Raw genomic sequence first — 19,255 nt, 5'->3', positions numbered from 1 at the left:
TGAAGAAAGAAGGGTTAGCAGTACGGTGGCTAAAATCACTCAAGAGCTCATTATTGAAACAGCGGAGGCATTAATTAAACGCACGGAAAAATCCGAAGTGACACTCTCACAAATTGCGGATGAATTAAGTATCACCCATGCAGCGCTCTATAAGCACTTTAAAAATAAGCAAGAGCTCTGGGCAGCCGTATCTAAGAGCTGGTTCAACCGGATGATTTCAGAACAAATTAAATTAGATATGACTAATTTAACTAAACCGCAAGAATTGCTTCACGATTGGCTATGGGCATTTGTTAACGCAAAAAAACGCGCTTATAACGAGAATCCCAAGATGTTTGCCTTGAATACTCAATACGTGGATAGCAATCCACTGGTATTACGCGATGTTCTCTGGGATTCCTACCAAATCATTGACGGCCTCATGGACTATCACGATCCCCACTTGGAACGGGCTGAGGCGATTCTCTCTGCGTTTGCAGTATTTAGCCTCCCATCCTTCAAAGAATCCTGGAATTTACCTGACTACCAAGACAGGTTTGAACGCATCTGGAGTTTAATTAATAAGGGTCTTTGAATTCAAATCCCTTAGTTTTAAAAAAATTATTCTTCAATCATAAACATGGTCCAGAAGCTTCTGTCTTCTGAAGTACTGTAGTTGTTCTCCCACTTTTGTCCGATTCCGCCAATTTTCGTAAACTCGGAGTAAAATTATCATTGCGATGTCCTGCTTCGGTGGAATACGCGGAACTCCTCACTGAGCATGCCAACATGTGCGGGTTACGGACGACTCTGGAACCTGTGGCTGGTGCTAGATATGCGCCGCACGGCGTAATCCTTTATTGTTTCTTCTAACTCTCCTTAAGATGATTTGCTAAAAAAATGTAAAGCCGGTTATTCAGGCTCATCCTGAAACCGGCTTTTTATTTGAAACAAATTAAAGGTATAAATTTTTTGACGAGTCTGTAAATACAGTCCCAGCTCAGGATCCTAATCATAAAAAGGGCCCCTACAGTTCCCTTTAGCTCTAAAAAGTTTAGCTTTTTTTTCTCGGCTTCTATTCCGCAAGCTTGTAAGTCCAAGCAACTCTAAGAGACCAACCACCTCCTATTCTCGATACTCATTCCCGACTGCCTGCGCTCGGTTCTACCGCTGTTGAATTATGATTACCCGTTGCATTAATATTCCTTGCATACAGGTTATCCTTTGTTTGATTAGCTGAGTACTTACCAAAGGTGTTGGAAGTCTCAATGACTCCCCATCAATCCCTGCCTCGGTTGGAGATACACTCCACCATCTCCAGTGATAAGCAACTTCATTGAATGCAAAAGGCATTTGTACTTCCAATCATCACGTTGAAAAACATTTGATTCCTCCACAACTCGTGTTCAATTTTATCGTTCCTTATTTTCACATTTATCCTTAAACTTGCACGAATGACGACGCCTCAAATTTACATACCTATTTTATGCGAAAAGCTGCAACTTCCGTGTTTTTGTGGGCATGCTAATGTTTGTTCAAATTCAACAATAAAGGAGACTGTTTATGACAGGGATTCTAGGCGGTAACCCCAAAGAAGAACCGATGCATTATGGAGAGATTTTTACGGTTTGGCAAGCCTCAATGGTAGCAAAGGGAGCACTCTCTTGTTACAGAGCTTATATGTATCACGCTGGTGACAATGACCTGAAAAAAATATTAGGAGCTTTAATTGATCAAGCGGAGCTTGAAATCAGTGAGTGTGATACACTGCTCTCAGAGCAAGGTATTGCATCTGCACCAGTAATGCCAAATCGGCCCGATGCCAAGCTTGAAGATATTCCTGTAGGGGCACGTTTCACAGATCCTGAAATTGCTGCCAAACTTGCAGCTGATAATGCTGTTGGACTTGTGGCATGTAGTCAGGCAATGGGACAATCGATCAGAGAAGATATAGGGGCTTTGTTTGCTAAATATCACCTTACCAAAGCAGCCATCGGCCTTAAAATTCTACATTTGACTAAGAAAAAGGGCTGGTTGATTCCTCCACCTCTTCTTGTCAAAAGACCTGAATCCGTTAAGGCGTAATCCTACTTCACTCTTCAGCTTCTTATAAAAGAAGGCCTGCAATCACTCGCGGGCCTTCTTTTTGCTTGTCCTACTACGACCTTTATTGGAATATGTTATCTATATAAAGGAGGAGGACAACATTAACGTATTTATAGGTTATATGATTCTAGGATTATCCCTCTCGGCACCTCTCGGACCCATTAATGCAGCACAGCTGGACAAGGGACTCCGCGGAGGATTTATGCCTGCCTGGATAGTTGGTTTAGGGGCGGTTAGTGCCGATATCATCTATATGCTGCTTGTTTATTTTGGCCTCATTCATCTGCTGGATGCTCCGTTTGTTAAAGTGTTTTTATGGTTGTTCGGATTCTTTGTCCTCGTCTATTCAGGTGTAGACAGCATTAAAAATACAAGAGAAATTTCAGGGATTGAGATGAGGGGAAACGATGTCTCACTGTCCAAATCTTATCTTTCGGGATTTCTGATGTCCTTGTTTAATCCCCTCTCCATCCTTTTTTGGCTGGGTATATACGGCTCAATATTAGCTAAGGTAGTTAGCGAGTATCCAATGCAGCAGTTATTGATCTACAGTGGAGCGATCGTCCTCGGGATTTTACTCTGGGATGTAGCCATGGCTGCCGCCTCCAGCCTCTTCCGTAGATTTCTGACCATCCAGGTATTAAGGGTGATTTCTATTCTGTCGGGTCTGTCGCTGATTGGCTTTGGTTTTTATTTTGGTGTACAGGCTGCCCGACTTCTCTTTTTTCATTAAACCTTGTTTTTTCGCATCCTGATGCCCTTAATCCGAAATTCAGGACCGCCCAGTAATGAATGATATTCATTGGACTGTTCGTCCGTACTGTGATCCTTAACAGAACCGCCATTCTTGTTATGGATATGTTGAACAATCCAATCACTCAACGCAATCAGTGAAACAATTAACAGACTGATGTAGAAACCTGGACGACTAAGCGCATGAAATAGCGTACCTGCTACAGCAGTAGCGATCAGCACTAAGCCTAGCCAGCGTTTCACCCCATTTAGAAGACTGGGCTTAAGCAGCTTGCGGGAGGAGAGCAATATAAAGGACCAGTTATAGAGGATCATCAGTCCGGCAGCAGTTGTAATGTATTCGTATACTTTTCCTGGCAACCACAATGACATCATAATGGCACCCCCTAAACCTCCAGCTATTAAACAAAGGGCAAAAAACGGATATTTATCCTTCCATTTCTTCGAAAAAACCTTGGGTGCATCCCCTTCCTGTGAAAGAGTGATCATCATCGAGGTAATGGCATAAAGCGAAGCTGTCATCGTGGAGAACCCAGCTATGATCAACACTCCGTTAAACAAATGCGGTACAAAGGTCAGATGGTCGCTGCTGAGCGCGAGCACAAAAGGACTTTCTTTTGGATTAAAAGCACTAAGCGGCACCATGATTACTGCAAGCCCGATTGAGAGAACGTATACTGTAGCCAGTCCCAGCAACATCACCTTTCCTGCTTTTGGAGCTTCCTCAGGTTTCTTTAGCCTGTAGGACATAATTCCCAGCACCTCAATGCCACCATAGGCATAAAAAGCAAAAATAAAGGCAGACCACAACCCGATACCTCCAGATGGAAACAACGCTTTAAACCCAAGTGGAACTTTCGGTGAGAACTTAGAACCGCCGATCCAACCCGTCAGAAGTACGGCAGCAATAACAAGGAACATTAGTATAGCCGCCACTTTAATGATGGCCAGTATATTTTCAACCCTGTCAAATCCCTTATTGCCAAAAAACACAATCAACAGGCTCACAACAGCGTAACTGGCAGCAAACACCCACATCGGTACGGGCGGGAACCAAAATCGTGAGAATATGGACAATGCTGTGAGCTGACTTCCCATAATCAACAGTTCCGAAAACCAATATACCCAGCCGCTCCCGAACCCTGCCCAATTTCCAAATGCTTTTTTTGCATAGGATCGAAATGAACCCTGCTCCGGATCTTCCGCTGTCATCTGAGCCAGTGCATCAAATACGACATATGTTCCAATAGCAGCTAAAATGTAGGCTAGCAGCACTGCTGGCCCTCCCATAGAAATTGCTAGACCTGAACCCAAAAAGTACCCTGTTCCTATAGTGCCAGCAATGCCTAACAAGCTTAGTTGCCACCATTTCAGTTTATCTTCTTCTTCAGTTTTACTGGAAGGTTGCTTCATGAATTCTGTCCTCATCCTGATTAGAATTTGAGATGTCTCTCATCTCTAGAATTCCCTTCAGGCGGGTCCGTTATTTACAGGAATCATAATAAATAAGCTTCCCGACCAGAAAGGCTGACAGGCTTATAGTTATTCATACCGGGCGCTGTTCTTTTAAGAATAGCTAGGATACCCAAACGTGCTTCTACAATCATTTATCTCACTCCTAAATACTCCAAACCGTATCCAGCAGCTCGTCCACTGCTTGAATTCTGTTCACAGAGGGTGTTTGTATTAAATTCCCTCTGACCATAACCATAGCTACATTCGACAAAGCTTTTATGTTCTCCAATGGGTTTTGCTCCATCATGATTAAATCCGCATATTTGCCAACTTCTATTGTCCCTGTCTGGTGATCGATTCCCAAAATATCTGCATTTGATTTGGTTACTAGTTCAATAACCTGACTTGCGTTCAGCTTTGTTTGTCGCATGAAATGATCAAGCTCACGCCAAAGATCATAGTGGGTTACATAGGACATAGCGGCATCCGTGCCCACACCAATTTTGATATCATGTTCTATAGCCTGCTGTAGCCCTTTTAACATAGAGCCATACACAAGCCGGGCATTTTCCTTAACGGTTGTATTCAACTTTGTCAGGCTCGGATCTAATTTCGCACTGGGATAAGCTGCTTGTAAAGTAGGGATCACAGCGGTGTAGCCCTTTAAGGCTCTGGGATTATTTTTGTACAGCCTGATCATTTCCTCATCCATCTCCGCGCCGTGTTCAATAGTATCCACCCCACCCTTTAACGCAACTCTTACACCTTCGGTACTTTCTGCATGTGCCGCCACACGCATCCCAATTTTATGAGCTTCCTCGCAAATCGCAGCCACCTCTTCTTCCGTCATTTGCAAGCGGCCTGCTTCTCCGACCCTTTTGGCATCGGTAACCCCGCCAGTTACACATATTTTGATTAGGTCCACTCCGTTTTTTACATTGATTCTTACATTTCTTCTCCCTTCCCATGGTGAATCACCGACCAAAGCCAAATAAGGTGCACCGTGGCCATCCGTTACGCTCAGGAAATACCCGGACACCAAAAGATTAGGTCCAATAAATTGATTTGCCTTAATCTCATCCCTCAAAAGAACATCAGTATAAAAAAATTCACCTACACTACGCATCGTTGTTACTCCGGAATGCAGTGCGATTAGGGCATTTTTTTTCATCCGTTTCTTCAACACGTTTCTGCCCAGTCTCGTATCCAAAATATGATGAAACGCAAAATTCAGCAGCCCTTCACTGGCAGATAGCGTAAATGGCTTCCCATCGGCAAAAAGATGAACATGCGCGTTGATGAGACCGGGCATCACATATTTCCCCGAACAATCGATCGTTTGGTAATGGGTCGGAACAGTTACAGCGCTTGCTTTCCCGATCTCTTGAATCAACCCGTTTTCCTGAATCAAAATAGTCATATGGGTATCTGTTCCTTTTATTGCATCTCCATATATAACATTGCAGTCCTTAAACGCATAACCTATCTTCATCGTAGCTTCCCCCGTTTCATGCTTACACCGCCCAATAATGAATTAACTATTCATTATTGGATTAAAAAAATAGGGACCCTCGTAGATGCTTAATGTGCATATCCACTTAGTTGTCCCTCATTGCAGCGTTGTGCGCCAGTTCCACCCCACACCTAAATTCGGCGCATTGACGTTATTCGTTTAAGCTTTTTAGTCCATGCAGCCAGTATAAGCTTAATGCCTCAAAAATCCGTTTCCGGCTATCGGCGCTCATCTCGTGCTTTAATAAATCCAGAATCATATTGATGACATTGTTCGCGATGATCTTCAGCAGAATCATATTTTCTTCGGTTCCGATTTCGTATCTTTTATAATGATCCTTAATATAGGGCCTTTTAGTTTCGATCATCAGATCGATCAGCTCGTTTTTGGCATTGCTATATACGGTCCCTTTATTCTTTTCAAAAATAATAACAATCTGCCTGCTGTACTGGGTTAATATAGTTATTTGCTCTTGAACGACAGCTGATTTTTTCTCATTATTAACATCATCAAAAAAAGTCTGGTTATCGATGCGAATATTTTCCACTAACACATTCTTCAAATAGTCCACTAAAGACGGCGGAACAACCGAATAGAACAACTCTTTTTTATTTTTAAAATAAGTATAAATATTTCCAACAGAAATTTGAATTTCATCGGCAATATCATTCATTTTGGCATCAGAGAAGCCTTTTTGGAAAAATACCTTTAAAGCGGCGGATTCAATTTCCTGTTTCACTTCATCTTTTTTAGACTGCATATTGCCCCTCACTTTTAATAATGAACTGATAATTCACTATTAAAAATAATTCAAAAGCTTGAATTTGTCAAACCACATTCGTGAATCAGCCATTACAATATCTCGATATAGCCTTCTGTTCCATGCACACGAATTCGTTGCCCGTCTTTTATCAATTTGGTAGCATTCTCCACGCCGACAACTGCTGGCAAGCCATATTCACGCGCAATAACTGCCCCATGGGTCATGAGTCCACCAACTTCAGTAACTAGGCCTTTTACAGATACAAACAATGGAGTCCAGCTAGGGTCAGTAAATAAGGTAACTAATATATCTCCGTTTTCTAGATCAGCATCCTCCATGTTTAAGATGACACGCGCACGTCCCTCTATAACACCGGCAGAAACCGCTAAACCTACAATAGCTTCAGTTGGGAGGTTTTCTCGTTTATACTTACCCGCAATGATTTCACCTTCAGACGTAATAACACGTGGTGGAGTTAGTTTTTCAAATAATTTGTACTCTTCTTTGCGTTTGCTGATGATCTGGTAATCCAATTTATTTGTGCTTACAACTTCGCATAGTTCTCCAAAAGTGAGATAGTATATATCTTCTTTTTCAGGAATAACTCCCGATTGTATTAGTTGTTCAGCTTCTTTCAGTAAAGCTTGTTTATAAACGAAATAGCGATTAACCATGCCGTATTTTGGATATTCTCTAAACCCGCTGAAATTCCGGATGAGATCAATCATTCGTTTTGTTTCATTCGCTTTTTGTTCACCATCGGGTAATTGCTTCAATCGATCTAATAGCTCTTGTTCTTTTTTCAAAGCTTCCTGTCGACCTTGCTCAAATTTCCGATGGCCAGCATTAGGTTTAAAGTTTTTGATATTACTGAGAATCATGGGGACAAGTGTAGTTGGCTTTTCGCTCCAACGAGTTCTTGTAAGATCGATTTCTCCGGTACATCGCATTCCGTATTTACTGAGATAGTCATAGAAAGCGTCTTGGGTTTCCTGCCCACCCTCAAAGCTAACCAGTTCATTTAAGAAATTTTCATCTTTAACCTGCTGTAAGTAATCAATGACTTCCGGATAAGGCCGAATCACATCAGCGAGATTGAGTAGCGCCAGACCCATTTCTGAAGTTATATTGCCTTGTACAGATTGAGAAAGCGTATCCGCTGCGTTTTTTTCACCCAACCACTCATTTATTTTTTCATTGATCCACGCTGAAGCATCCATAGCCGCCATAATCACACGCATACTTTGTGGGTTGAATAGAATCTTCTTTAATTGCTGCATATCTTCCAGAATAAAATCAAACAACTCCGCCCCTGATTTGGTTTGAATGATTTGTTGCAACTCTTCTATCGAGGCTTGGTTGCTCTTAATGAGGTCAGAAACGATTGTCGGATCATTTTCGAGTTGTACTTGAGAATCACTAGGTGGCAGGCTTGTATTGCTTTTACTCGGAGTAGAAGCTTTTTCATTATCTGCCGAGAATTTTATAAAATCTTCTCGCTCTACGATGGTTATGAGTGCGTCTTTTATGAGGGGATCAGATTTACCTAAGGCTTCTATGATCATTTCTCTGCTGCCAGATGAAGCAAGACTTGGTGTGACATCAACAAACAATCTTCCGCCAGCTGTACGCATAGGTGCAGGAGTCGTTAACAGGTAAAAGGCCAATCCCAGCGGTTTCATGGGATCTGTCATCATTTGTTGATGACCAACAGATACATAAACGTGGTTTTCTTGATCATTCGCTTCTGGGATGGGGAATAAAGTCGTGATTGGCCGACTCTGGACGATATAAAATGTATCCTCGGTCAAACACCATTCGATATCTTGTGGGCAACCAAAATAAGCTTCAATCTGTCTGCCTATCCTTGCTAATTGTAAAATTTGTTGTTCAGTAAGTGTTTGAGTCTCTTGCTGATCGATTTCGATCTGCCGGGTCTCTGTTCCGCCTTCTTTTAGTCCGTAAATAGCCAATTTTTTGGTTGCTATTCTCTTATCGACAATTTTCTCTTGCTTTACTTTATAACCATCGGCAGATACCAAGCCAGAGACCAGAGCTTCGCCAAGTCCAAAACTAGCATCGATGGATAGCAGTTTCCGGTTAGAAGTAATCGGATCAGCGGTAAATAAAATCCCTGAAGCCTGTGGAAAAACCATCCTTTGAACGATAACGGATAAATAAACTTGACTGTGGTCAAATCCATTTTGCATACGGTAGATTACGGCACGATCCGTAAATAGAGAAGCCCAACATTTGCTGATATGCTGAAGGATTGCTTCTATGCCGATGATATTTAAATAGGTATCTTGTTGACCTGCAAAAGAGGCATGTGGTAAATCTTCAGCGGTCGCACTAGAACGCACTGCATAAGCATGTTCATCACCCAGCTGGGTGAGATAGTGAGAAACTGCCTTCACAACATCGGAAGGAATTTCTGCTTCCACAATGATTTGCCGAATCTTCCTACTGATTTCACCGATTTGATCCCGATCTTCTACTTTCAGCATAGTTAGTTGATCCAACAAAGCATGATACGTTTGGTTCTGTTCGAGGGCTTGGTGATATCCTACTGTTGTAATACAGAATCCTTCTGGTACTTGTATACCTTCTATTTGTGATAGTTTCCCTAAATTTAACCCTTTTCCGCCAACGAGCAAAAGCTGTGTATTGTCCACTTCCTGAAAACCGAGAACTAAAGAACGCATTTATTATCGCTCCTAACTATTAAATTGAGAAAAAAATTGACAAGAATTTAACGGCATGATAAACTAAATATATAAGATGCAATTTTTACGCCTAACTATAGAATTTCAGTCGTGAATTGATTATATCATCGTGTCTTTTCATATGCAATATATAAGAATCTGATGAGATAAATCAGGTTCTTTTTTTGATTTCAGCTATCATTAGTGTTAGAACAAATAAACCGTAGCCCCTCAAGTGGCCTACGGTTTATTTGTTTTAATATTAGAATGACGTAATAGGGTATATTATAATCCCTTCACTTCAAACTCATAGATTCGCGCTGCCGTATCGGCTCCCTGCGTAGGTTTGAGAATCAATAATTTTACATAGCGGGCTTTTACTAACGCAATTGAATCAGTCGACTCGGCAGCCGAGTTTCCTTGGACGTTGACGACATCCGTCCAGTTCGTTCCGTCACTGCTGACCTGAATCGTATAATCACTGGTATTAAAACCGGACCATTCTCCTCCGCTCTCAGCATGCTTGATGACAAAAGCGCTGAGTTGATGTTCGGCGCCGAGGTCGACCTGAAGCCAATGGGGCAGATTGCCAATTGCGCACCATTTACTGTTATCCGTCACTTTACCATCTACGGCGTTAGGTGCCCCTTCCTTTTCCCCGCAGGCATGATCGGCTGTTGCAGTTTTACCAAGTGCCAGATTTTTCACTGCTCCAGCTTCCTTACTCACTGTGATAAGCGCTTTTTTCGTAATTGTGTCTTGGCCCGAGCTGTTAGTTGCAGTCAGCGTCACACTATAAACGCCTTCCTGAGCGAACGTCACAACTGGGTTCTTTGATGTGCTGACCGCGGGGTTTCCGCTTTCGAAGGTCCATGACCATCCTTCTGTCACTTCAGTCGACAGGTCGGTGAAGTTTACGCTCTCGCCTGGAGCGACTAGGGTTCGATCAGTTTTGAACTCCGCAGTCGGCTTTGGATAATCCGGCCAGCTGATCTTCACGCTAGAGGATTGACCTTGCTCGTATCTTCCATTGACGGCAACAACCTTCAATACTGTGATAGTTTCTTTGTCTATTCTACGCATCTCAGGAACGTAAAACACATGATTTGGTGTTGCACCTATGAACATCTCACTGCCATCTGGAAGCACTCGATAGATTTCGTATTGCTTGACCTGTTGGTCAAGCTGTTTCCACTGTAATCTGGCATCTCCATAAATACCATTGCGAAAATCAGTTTGAGTGACCTTAAGATCGCGAACCGCGGGTAGTGGTTTGATCGGGTCATTAGCATTTTGAATGGAGAGCTGGCCAATTTGAATGTTGTAATTATTAATCGCATTCTTAGAATCAAAATACAGTGACAACGCTACGATCCGTTTCCCTTTGTATGGGGTCAAATTCAATGTTTCAGTTGTCCAGTCTGGCGATGTCTTATCCTTCACATTAAGGAAGATATTTTGATCGGGCTGATCTGCGAATGAAAGACCAACCTTCAGGCTTGGCTTATTTTGTGTTTTGTACGTAATAGACAGCTTTGTGCTTGCTTCGATCTTAAGGTTGGTCTTGTAGAGCTTCAGATGTGTCGCATTGTTAGGGTTCAGTACGCCTGATACCATCAACGAACTGCCGCCGTAATAGGCATCGGACCAATCGAGCACTGGTGAAAGCGGGGTACCTTTGCTGTCTGCAATCCAACGCCAGGAGGGAAGAATATCCTGCAGACTCCGGTTGTTCCAGCTTTTATCCCGCACCTGCTTCCCTCTTACAAAATATTTCTGTCCGCTTCCCGTGTTGAAGTTGGTGGTGAAAGGCAGCTCATTGATTGGTGATGATTCGATCACATCGTTAGCGATACCTTTCCAGGCTTGATCGCTCGAGGTGTTACTCGGATTCCCGTTTGGACCCACCCAAAATTTGTTCTCGCGTACGAAGAAATCTTCCATACTCTCTGCGCTGTTAAAAGCCCAATCGGGGCGGTAAATACCAAGGGAAGTAACGGCAGGATCTTTATCCGGAAACAACAGATTCCAGTTCACCTTTGTATCGTAACCCTTGGCTTCGACATCGATGCCTGCATACAAGTCATAAGGACTTCTGCCCAAGCTTCTAGCCTTCTCTGCCGAGCTTTTAAGATCCTTCCACCAAAAGTTCAGGAACATATTGTCTGTTATTTGCTTTTTATTGTCTTGCAGGAACATCGCATTCTTGTCGTTAAGTGCATTTTGCCAACTAATACTGCCCTCATTGGTCATGGAATCATACCATACGATGTGCATAGAATTTGACTTGTGCGATTCCAGATAACTTAGGAAAGCTTTCATTTGCTGTGCGTCAGCCGGCGTTCCGCCCTCAGTCTCCTGGTTAATAAACCAGCCGTCAAATCCGTAATGGCTCGCAACCTGGATCAACTTGTCAGCAGCAGGAAAGGATCCGTCACTATTCTGCTGAAGCATCTGCTTGACCCATTCATACTTCCCGCCATATACGGTTGGTGGGAAGAACACCGTTCCGATGATCGGCACGCCATTTTTATGAGCCGCGTCGATCGTATCAGCGCTTGGAGGTACGATGATCCCTTCGCCCGCGGAACCACCCCAATAGACCAGCTTGTCAACATATTGCCAATAGGTAAATGTGTTAGCTTCGAATTTGCTTGAACCCTGCGATGGAACTCCGCTTGTTCCCGGGTTCAGTGCTGATAAAGCCATGACTTTTGGCGCTTTGGTTGCATGAGCGTTGACTCCATCTGCTACAAAACGGTCCTGCAGCGGGACTGTGCTCCGGTTAAATGCCGCATCCGGGTCGGATGCCGGACTCCACTGAAGCAATTGCTCCGGAAACCAATAGGATGAATAAGGCTGTTTCGCGAACGCAGTTGTGGATAAGGCTGCGCACATCACAAGTAAGAATATAAAACCTGCCCCAATCTTTTTCATGCCATACTCCTCCAATCGATTGATTAAATGATTGCGCTTACATTTTATCAAGTTGGACAAAGCTATAGATAGTGGATTAATGGCAAGTTCAGGTGCATTTATTACAGGTTGTCAGCCTAGGCTATAATCCCAGTGGAGAATTTGCTCCTAGAAATTTGATATTTATATACAAAAAGCCGCAATTATGCGGCTATTAAATGTATAGGATAAGGTAAAGTGTTCAGTTATTACGCTTTTAGGTTTAAAAGAAAATGCCGTGTGTCCTGATAAGCCTCTGTCCAGCCCATCTTAGCATAGAATCGAAGTCCATCGAGTCCCTTAAAATAATAGGCACCGATTAGCCGCTCCTCAAAATTCGGGGTCACTATTCTAGCTTTCTTTTGATAATTTTGATATGTGTTAATAACATCACACCAAGGCATATGCTTGTCGAGAACCGCAAGGTCTATGAGAGAATCGCCATACATGCAATTTCCATCAATAATGCCGGTTATCCGTGTTCCGTTGGACAACATATTCCACTGTTGAAAATCTCCGTGTATAAAGCTTCTATTAGATTCATTATAGGGTACATAGGTCATCAAACGACTATAGATTTCTTCGTATACGTCTCTTTCCAAGCAAGACGTGCGGAAGAGTTCATGCCAATTTTCCCAGAATGTCCCCGTCTGATCTTCCGCATTTACGGCAATGACGAAGTCTTTCCAAGATGAATAGGAACCATTGCCGTCAGGTCCGATCCAACCATAACCGTTAGTTCCCCCAATATCCGTTTCGGCCATTCTTGTTAAAATGCCGATAATTTCCGGCATCAGACGGGTTTGTTCCTCTGCTGTACAATCGGATAGATTGCGACCTTCCATTCGCTCCATGATCAAATAGGTTAACTGATTAGTCCTCCCTAACCCCAAACATTTTGGGAAAGGGATACCTTGGTCGAGTAGCAAATTAGATACAAATTGTTCGGTCTCATATGCTCGTTCCAAATCGCTGAATTTCACAACATAGTCTTTTCCTTCTAAAATAAAAGAAAACACGTTGCTTATATTGCCGCCAGACAACGGTGTAATCTCAGCCGCTCCCTGTCCAAGATGATTCCACAGTACTTTTTCAATTTCACTCATGGTCAATTCCGGTTTTTCGTAAGCCATATTTACTCCAACTCCTGCTTATTTGAGTCTACATATGAATTTATCCGCAGCATATCAAAAACACCCTCATCCTAAATATCTCGTTTCTCATACTCAAAGGGTTCATCACATGAGTAAATTTCATGGAAAAATCCTACATATGGGATATCGTCTTCTAGACATTTTATACGATATGACAGCTCTTCATCGCATTCCGGGTCTTCACCATTGTTCCGCATTACCTCGAATGCATCAACGATGTTTTCCATGAGGGTTACTTGGATAAACAATGGCAATGTGTCTAACATCGAATCTTCGATCCTGGTCTCGGATCTGTAGCCATCAAGGACTGTTTTAAAATAATCATCCATAAACTGTTTGCGTTTATCAGTTTCTTGTTCAAATTGTATCCAGCCCACTCCAAGTGTCCAGAGATTTGCCAGGTCATACATATACCAACAAAAGCAGGAGTTATCGAAATCAAAAACAGTTATTTGCCCTGTATTAAAATCGATCATATAATTCCCATCGCAGTAATCAAAATGAACCATCCCAAAAGACTCGTGATCCCTGTCCATCCCTTCTAAGGTTGTAAGGAGGTCTACCAGTTTCTCTTTCAACAGAGGTAACGAGTCAGGTATTAGCTTATCTATATAATCGGCATTGTATTTATCAAAAAAATAATACCGGGAATGGACAGGTGTATAACCCTTCGACAATTGATGCATTTTCCCAAGAACTTTACCACAGTTATAATAGTATTCCGTAATAGGAACGCCTTCCCGATACTGATAATTATTTTCCACGAGCATACCCCCCTTGGCCTTTTCAAACAAGCAGACAAAAAAGGTATGATTATCAAGAGTTATCGTTTCCAGCAGATTCCCCTTCTGGGAGTTGACCACATTCGAAACACTGCCGCCATGCTCGTACAAATACCTGATATATTCCACTTCACCCAAAATATCTTCTCGGCTTCTGTCACTTAAGAAGGCAATTCTGATTATTTTTGCTTCAGAATCAGCTTTATCACAGTTATATGCGACATTCCGTCCTCCGTCATGTGCATTGATAAGCCTGATTTCATAACCTTCCAATCCGTACAATTCCATCACTAATGGAAGTAAGTGTGTATCAGCGATTTTAATAACCTCGTTATAATTCAGAATATCTCTCCTCTCAACTTCTTCAATATATGGATAGTTTACCAGTTCCAGCAGATAAACAGGATGGAGAAAACAACTATAACTGAACTATCCTGCTTCATTAGGTCATCGTTCCTAGGTACACACGAATTAAAATATCTTGGTCATGGTTACCGAATCCAGCCCCATAAAGTGTCAAACCACCAACATTAACAGCCTTCTTGTCAACTGCGAACCGAAGCGTCCAGAATTGTTCCCGTAGCAAAATATCTGCGACAGTAATGTCCGACATCCTTTCTTCATCAATAAATGTGCCCGAAGTGTCAATGCGGATCGTCTTCAATAACCCGTATTGATTTACATTCCGATGCCACCAATCCGGAGTATATATGCCTCGTGCCGCTCTTCCAAAGTCTGCCGGACTGGTCCAAGTTCCAAGCTTCACACCGTTAAAAAAGAACTCAATATCCGAAGGCCAATGATCTCTCAAGCCTGGCGCTTCAGAAGCAATTTCCATTGAAATCTCGATGGCCTCGGGCATTTGACCGGGAAGTAAGTAGTTAGGCGTTTTGTACTCTACGTAACCTCTCCCAAACCACAAAATGCCGGCGTTGACCCGCTCGGGATCGAGAAAATAGCGGGGATCGTCCCAAACCCCAATTTCTTTTTCTTGAGTCCCAAGACCACATGTAGGATGGACATCAAACGAGGTATAATGACCGACTGAAATGGTCTGCTCTCTGATCCTCGGGGTTTGAGTGGCAGTGGGGAGTTCGATTTCAACTCTTTTTTGTTTAAGGAAACACATTTTGTGCGTTCCTCCGTTTAGGCGTACCCTGTGGCTTCCTGTAAGTCCAGCTTGTTCGAGCTTTCGGATATGCATAGTAACTATGGAAGGACTAAGCTCTAACTTAGCCGCGATCTCCTTCACATTCATTTCATTATCTGCAATGAGGCTCATAATCCTCCATCTGACTTCGCTTGCCAGCGCTTCATATAACGCCATGAATTTTGCTTCGCCGTTTGCTTTGATCATCATCATAATCACCTGACCTGTGCTTATTGAAATTACATATATATTAATTTAATAAATATAACGTACATCTTCAACCCCGATTCATTGAAAACCTATAAGCAATAGTGTTTAATTTTCTTAGTAGTTAAATATATTGAATTCTTATTTATATGAATTTATTAATGAGGTGGAGAAATGAAATACAATAACCCGGTCATCAAAGGGTTTTATCCTGATCCCAGCGCATGTAAAGTTGAAGACACTTATTATTTGGTCTGCAGTTCCTTTCAGTATTTTCCCGGTGTTCCGATTTTTGAAAGCAAAGATTTAATTAATTGGACCCAAATCGGTCATTGCTTAACCCGAAAGAACCAGATTCAACTGGATACTGTGGACAGCTCCGGTGGTGTATTCGCCCCCACCCTGCGGTACAATAATGGACGATTCTACATGACGACCACTAATGACACTCTGCGCCAGAACTTCTATGTCTGGACTGACAATATTTACGGCGAATGGTCTGATCCGATTAATGTAGATCAAGGCGGTATTGATCCGGATTTGTATTTTGAAGACGGCAAAACGTATTTCATGAGTAATGGGACAGACGATTACGGAGTTAATGGTATAGTCCAATGTGAAATTGAAATTGAAACTGGGCAGAAGCTGTCGTCAAGCCGTTCAATCTGGCAAGGATCCGGTGGGCGTTATTTGGAGAGTCCTCATTTATACAAAATTAATGGACAATACTATCTACTAGCTGCTGAGGGTGGAACCGAATATGGGCATATGGTTACTTATGCAAGGGGCAATTCTCCTACTGGCCCATTCGAAGCCTACCCGCATAACCCCGTATTGACTAATCGAAATTTAGGCGGTTACGAGCTTCAGGGAGTTGGACATGGAGATTTGGTACAAGACCATGAGGGGGATTGGTGGCTGTTACATCTTGGATTCCGGCAGACTGGCCAGTATCTTACCTATCACCATTTGGGGCGCGAGGTTTTTCTAACTCCGATTACCTTTGGCGAGGATGGATGGTTTACAGCAGGTCATGAAGGTACCACACTTATAAGTTTCGAGACTGATCGTATTGCGGACACAGTCATTCAGCAGGAGAAAAGAGTCTTTACGTTCGAGAACACAGATTGGAATTTAGACTGGTGTTACCTGCGTCACCCGGTTACAGAAAATTATCGGTTAGAAGCTGATAAAATAAAGCTTAAAGGAACTGCAGTTACGTTAGATATCCCGGCTACTCCGACATTTATTGGTATTCGTCAAAAAGATTTTAACGCAATTATTTCGTGCCAAGTCAGCCTTACGAATGGTGAAGCCGGAATTACACTTTACATGGACGAAAATCACCATTATGACTTGGCCTTGCGTAAACATCCAGAGGGTTATGAGATTATCGAACGGCTGAATATCGGAGATATCAAATCCATTGAAAAAACAAAAAATATAGGTCAGTGCAACCATGCTTCATTAGTTGTCAAAAGCAGTCCAACGCATTATCACTTTTATATCCAGGTAGACGGTACTGAGATCTTACTCGGAGCTGCGCAAACCAAATATCTATCCTCTGAAATAGCCGGAGGATTCACAGGTGTGCTTATTGGTTTGTACGCCACTGGAGAAGATCAAGATTATAATGCGATATTCACAAACTTTAGCTGCCTTTATTCTTAAACCTTCAAATTAGAATGAACTGTTCAAGGCTAAGGGTGTTCATATAAATAAAAGAGGGGTTAACCCCTTAATTATGGTTAACCCATCTTTTATAAAAACCAACAAGATCCTAAGAAAATTAGATATCCAGCTTCCTGGTACTTAACGCTTTTACCATTACAGGATCTCTATGTGAAAAGAACAAACTCTCTTTTGTGTCTAACAGCGCAATTTGTTCTATATCCTCTGAGTTTAATTCAAAATCAAAGATATTAAAGTTTTCAATTATTCTTTCTTTCCGGACAGACTTTGGAATCACAACAACTCCTCTTTGCGTCAACCAGCGTAAAACCACTTGGGCAACAGATTTATTATATTTTTGAGCTATTGATACTAAAACTTCGTTCTGGAACATGTTGTTTTTACCTTCAGCAAATGGACCCCATGATTCAATCTGAACATTGTTTTCTTTCATGAATGCAGCACTTTCAATTTGTTGGCAGAAGGGATGTGTCTCAACTTGATTAACGGCAGGTGTTACTTCATTATGAATAATCAAATCAATCAGACGATCGTTCTGGAAGTTACTTACGCCAATCGCTCTGATTTTTCCTTCACGGTACAATTCCTCCAGCGCCCGCCAAGAACCATGCACATCGCCAAATGGCTGATGAATTAAATACAAATCCAAATAATCAAGATGCAATCTTGTAAGGGATTTTTCAAATGCTTCCTTTGTACGTTCGTATCCTGTATCTTGAACCCATAATTTCGTAGTAATAAATAGATCCTCTCTTGGTACTCCACTCCGTTTGAGGGCTCTTCCCACCGCTTCTTCGTTTAGGTATGAGGCTGCGGTATCTATCAGTCGATAACCTGACATGATCGCATCGTAAACAGCTTGTTCACATTCAGCTTCATTTTGAATTTGAAAAACCCCAAAACCAAGTATCGGCATTTCAACACCATTGTTCAAAATAACTTTTTGCATAAAAAATCCTCCTATTAGTTGATGATATAGCTCTATTTAAAAGTGTGAACTATCAATATCCATTTTAGACAAAGCTTCATTTAGACTATCTACATCTTCCTTTGTTAATTTGAGATCAGCTCCATATAGGTTTTCTTCTAATCTGTTTAATTTTGTAGTGCCTGGAATTGGAATGATATATGGTTTTTGAGCTAATTCCCACGCGAGTACGACTTGAGCTGGTGTTGCATTTTTACTTTTTGCAACTTGAGTAATTAAATCTAATAACACTTGATTATGATCAATCACATCAGGTTTGAATCTTCCCATGAAACTTCGATAGTCACCTTCATCATATTTGGTTTCCTTGGTATATTTACCACTTAAGAAACCATTTCCTAATGGACTGTAAGCGATAAAAGCAATTCCTAACTCTTCACAAAGCTCAAACAACTCTTTTTCCGGTTCACGCCACATCATGGAGTACTGATTTTGGGTTGCAGTAATCGAACATACAGCATGTGCTCGTTTCATATAATCAATCGGTGCATTAGAGACTCCCCATGTTTTAATCTTCCCTTCAGCTATTAAATCTTTCATTGTTTCTGCGACAGCTTCAGGTTCGACATTCGGATCCACTCGGTGCTGATAATATAAATCAATGCAATTGACCTTCAACCTTTTTAATGAGCCTTCTATTTGTTCACGAATAGAATCTGGTGTGCTATTCAAAATAAGTTGAGGTTGACCGTCTACAGCTTCTTGTCCTAAAATTCCAAATTTAGTTGCAATCACAACTTGATCTCTTAGTGGTGCAAGGGCTTCGCCTACTAATTCCTCATTGGAATCTCCATAAAAAGCAGCAGTATCAAAGAAATTACATCCTAGTTCAACTGCTCTGCGAATTAATTTAACCATTTCATTACGATCGGCTGGCTTTCCATAGGCATGATCCATTCCCATACAGCCAAGCCCTATTGCCGAAACTTCCAAGCCACTATTTCCTAATTTACGCATTTGCATCTGTGATCTTCCTTTCGCATGAAGTTCAGTCAAAGTTCAACGTTCAAGTAAGCTGCATTATTGATCAGCACGTTAATCCAGCTAAATTAG

General features: G+C 41.9%; 14 protein-coding genes. 4 read left to right on the top strand and 10 right to left on the bottom strand.

Annotated elements, in window-relative coordinates:
* Positions 1–25: 25 nt before the first annotated feature.
* The 3 genes from MHH89_RS06760 to MHH89_RS06750 all read left to right on the top strand — a co-directional run bounded on the left by MHH89_RS06760 (position 26) and on the right by MHH89_RS06750 (position 2,818).
* The gene (locus tag MHH89_RS06760; RefSeq protein WP_076190311.1) at positions 26–574 is read left to right on the top strand and encodes a TetR/AcrR family transcriptional regulator; all 549 of its coding nucleotides are present in this window, start codon (positions 26–28) and stop codon (positions 572–574) included.
* A 968-nt stretch (positions 575–1,542) separates the two neighbouring features.
* A complete protein-coding gene (locus tag MHH89_RS06755; RefSeq protein ID WP_036677170.1) occupies positions 1,543–2,064 on the top strand; it encodes a DUF3231 family protein in 522 nt (173 codons plus the stop codon).
* A gap of 121 nt (positions 2,065–2,185) precedes the next feature.
* A complete protein-coding gene (locus tag MHH89_RS06750; protein ID WP_036677434.1) occupies positions 2,186–2,818 on the top strand; it encodes a LysE family transporter in 633 nt (210 codons plus the stop codon).
* On the opposite strand, the gene MHH89_RS06745 is transcribed toward MHH89_RS06750, so the two are convergent.
* The 8 genes from MHH89_RS06745 to MHH89_RS06710 all read right to left on the bottom strand — a co-directional run bounded on the left by MHH89_RS06745 (position 2,815) and on the right by MHH89_RS06710 (position 15,522).
* Positions 2,815–4,251, bottom strand: a complete 1,437-nt coding sequence (locus MHH89_RS06745; protein ID WP_076220398.1) for an amino acid permease — start codon at positions 4,249–4,251, stop codon at positions 2,815–2,817. The genes MHH89_RS06750 and MHH89_RS06745 overlap by 4 nt on opposite strands.
* Positions 4,252–4,456: 205 nt before the next feature.
* Complete coding sequence (locus MHH89_RS06740; protein WP_076307842.1) at positions 4,457–5,785, bottom strand: metal-dependent hydrolase family protein; 1,329 nt, start codon at positions 5,783–5,785, stop codon at positions 4,457–4,459.
* 172 nt (positions 5,786–5,957) lie between these two features.
* Positions 5,958–6,566: a TetR/AcrR family transcriptional regulator gene (locus MHH89_RS06735; RefSeq protein ID WP_076307841.1), complete on the bottom strand. Its 609-nt coding sequence runs from the start codon at positions 6,564–6,566 to the stop codon at positions 5,958–5,960.
* A gap of 92 nt (positions 6,567–6,658) precedes the next feature.
* Complete coding sequence (ppsA, locus tag MHH89_RS06730; RefSeq protein WP_076281831.1) at positions 6,659–9,274, bottom strand: phosphoenolpyruvate synthase; 2,616 nt, start codon at positions 9,272–9,274, stop codon at positions 6,659–6,661.
* Between the two features lie 285 nt (positions 9,275–9,559).
* The gene (locus MHH89_RS06725; RefSeq protein WP_076281832.1) at positions 9,560–12,211 is read right to left on the bottom strand and encodes an endo-beta-N-acetylglucosaminidase; all 2,652 of its coding nucleotides are present in this window, start codon (positions 12,209–12,211) and stop codon (positions 9,560–9,562) included.
* 227 nt (positions 12,212–12,438) lie between these two features.
* On the bottom strand, positions 12,439–13,362 hold the full coding sequence (locus MHH89_RS06720; RefSeq protein ID WP_076278090.1) for a phosphotransferase family protein: 924 nt from the start codon (positions 13,360–13,362) through the stop codon (positions 12,439–12,441).
* Between the two features lie 71 nt (positions 13,363–13,433).
* Positions 13,434–14,453, bottom strand: coding sequence for a phosphotransferase enzyme family protein (locus MHH89_RS06715; protein WP_175618964.1), 1,020 nt, complete (start codon positions 14,451–14,453; stop codon positions 13,434–13,436).
* Positions 14,454–14,607: 154 nt separating this feature from the next.
* Positions 14,608–15,522: an ArsR/SmtB family transcription factor gene (locus MHH89_RS06710; RefSeq protein ID WP_076278511.1), complete on the bottom strand. Its 915-nt coding sequence runs from the start codon at positions 15,520–15,522 to the stop codon at positions 14,608–14,610.
* Between the two features lie 174 nt (positions 15,523–15,696).
* Between MHH89_RS06710 and MHH89_RS06705 the strand changes: the two genes are divergently transcribed.
* Positions 15,697–17,193, top strand: a complete 1,497-nt coding sequence (locus MHH89_RS06705) for a glycoside hydrolase family 43 protein (RefSeq protein ID WP_341086656.1) — start codon at positions 15,697–15,699, stop codon at positions 17,191–17,193.
* 118 nt (positions 17,194–17,311) lie between these two features.
* Here MHH89_RS06705 and MHH89_RS06700 read toward each other — a convergent pair whose 3' ends face one another.
* Together MHH89_RS06700 and MHH89_RS06695 are read right to left on the bottom strand one after the other, a co-directional pair.
* The gene (locus MHH89_RS06700; protein WP_312149071.1) at positions 17,312–18,163 is read right to left on the bottom strand and encodes an aldo/keto reductase; all 852 of its coding nucleotides are present in this window, start codon (positions 18,161–18,163) and stop codon (positions 17,312–17,314) included.
* A 36-nt stretch (positions 18,164–18,199) separates the two neighbouring features.
* Positions 18,200–19,165 (bottom strand): aldo/keto reductase, encoded by a 966-nt coding sequence (locus tag MHH89_RS06695; RefSeq protein ID WP_076281835.1) that lies wholly within the window; start codon positions 19,163–19,165, stop codon positions 18,200–18,202.
* Between the last annotated feature and the right edge of the window lie 90 nt (positions 19,166–19,255).

Source organism: Paenibacillus sp. FSL H7-0323 (assembly GCF_038002725.1).
Taxonomy (GTDB): Bacteria; Bacillota; Bacilli; order Paenibacillales; family Paenibacillaceae; genus Paenibacillus_AQ; species Paenibacillus_AQ odorifer.
The sequence above is the reverse complement of the archived record's forward strand: the minus strand, read 5'-3'. Positions and strand labels throughout refer to the sequence as shown.

Bases quoted from the DNA above. Each gene is read 5' to 3' on its own strand.
- MHH89_RS06725 (WP_076281832.1), bottom strand. From the start codon at position 12,211: ATGAAAAAGATTGGGGCAGGTTTTATATTCTTACTTGTGATGTGCGCA.
- MHH89_RS06720 (WP_076278090.1), bottom strand. From the start codon at position 13,362: ATGGCTTACGAAAAACCGGAATTGACCATGAGTGAAATTGAAAAAGTA.
- ppsA (WP_076281831.1), bottom strand. From the start codon at position 9,274: ATGCGTTCTTTAGTTCTCGGTTTTCAGGAAGTGGACAATACACAGCTT.
- MHH89_RS06710 (WP_076278511.1), bottom strand. From the start codon at position 15,522: ATGATCAAAGCAAACGGCGAAGCAAAATTCATGGCGTTATATGAAGCG.
- MHH89_RS06705 (WP_341086656.1), top strand. From the start codon at position 15,697: ATGAAATACAATAACCCGGTCATCAAAGGGTTTTATCCTGATCCCAGC.
- MHH89_RS06745 (WP_076220398.1), bottom strand. From the start codon at position 4,251: ATGAAGCAACCTTCCAGTAAAACTGAAGAAGAAGATAAACTGAAATGG.
- MHH89_RS06715 (WP_175618964.1), bottom strand. From the start codon at position 14,453: ATGGAATTGTACGGATTGGAAGGTTATGAAATCAGGCTTATCAATGCA.
- MHH89_RS06695 (WP_076281835.1), bottom strand. From the start codon at position 19,165: ATGCAAATGCGTAAATTAGGAAATAGTGGCTTGGAAGTTTCGGCAATA.
- MHH89_RS06740 (WP_076307842.1), bottom strand. From the start codon at position 5,785: ATGAAGATAGGTTATGCGTTTAAGGACTGCAATGTTATATATGGAGAT.
- MHH89_RS06700 (WP_312149071.1), bottom strand. From the start codon at position 18,163: ATGCAAAAAGTTATTTTGAACAATGGTGTTGAAATGCCGATACTTGGT.
- MHH89_RS06755 (WP_036677170.1), top strand. From the start codon at position 1,543: ATGACAGGGATTCTAGGCGGTAACCCCAAAGAAGAACCGATGCATTAT.
- MHH89_RS06735 (WP_076307841.1), bottom strand. From the start codon at position 6,566: ATGCAGTCTAAAAAAGATGAAGTGAAACAGGAAATTGAATCCGCCGCT.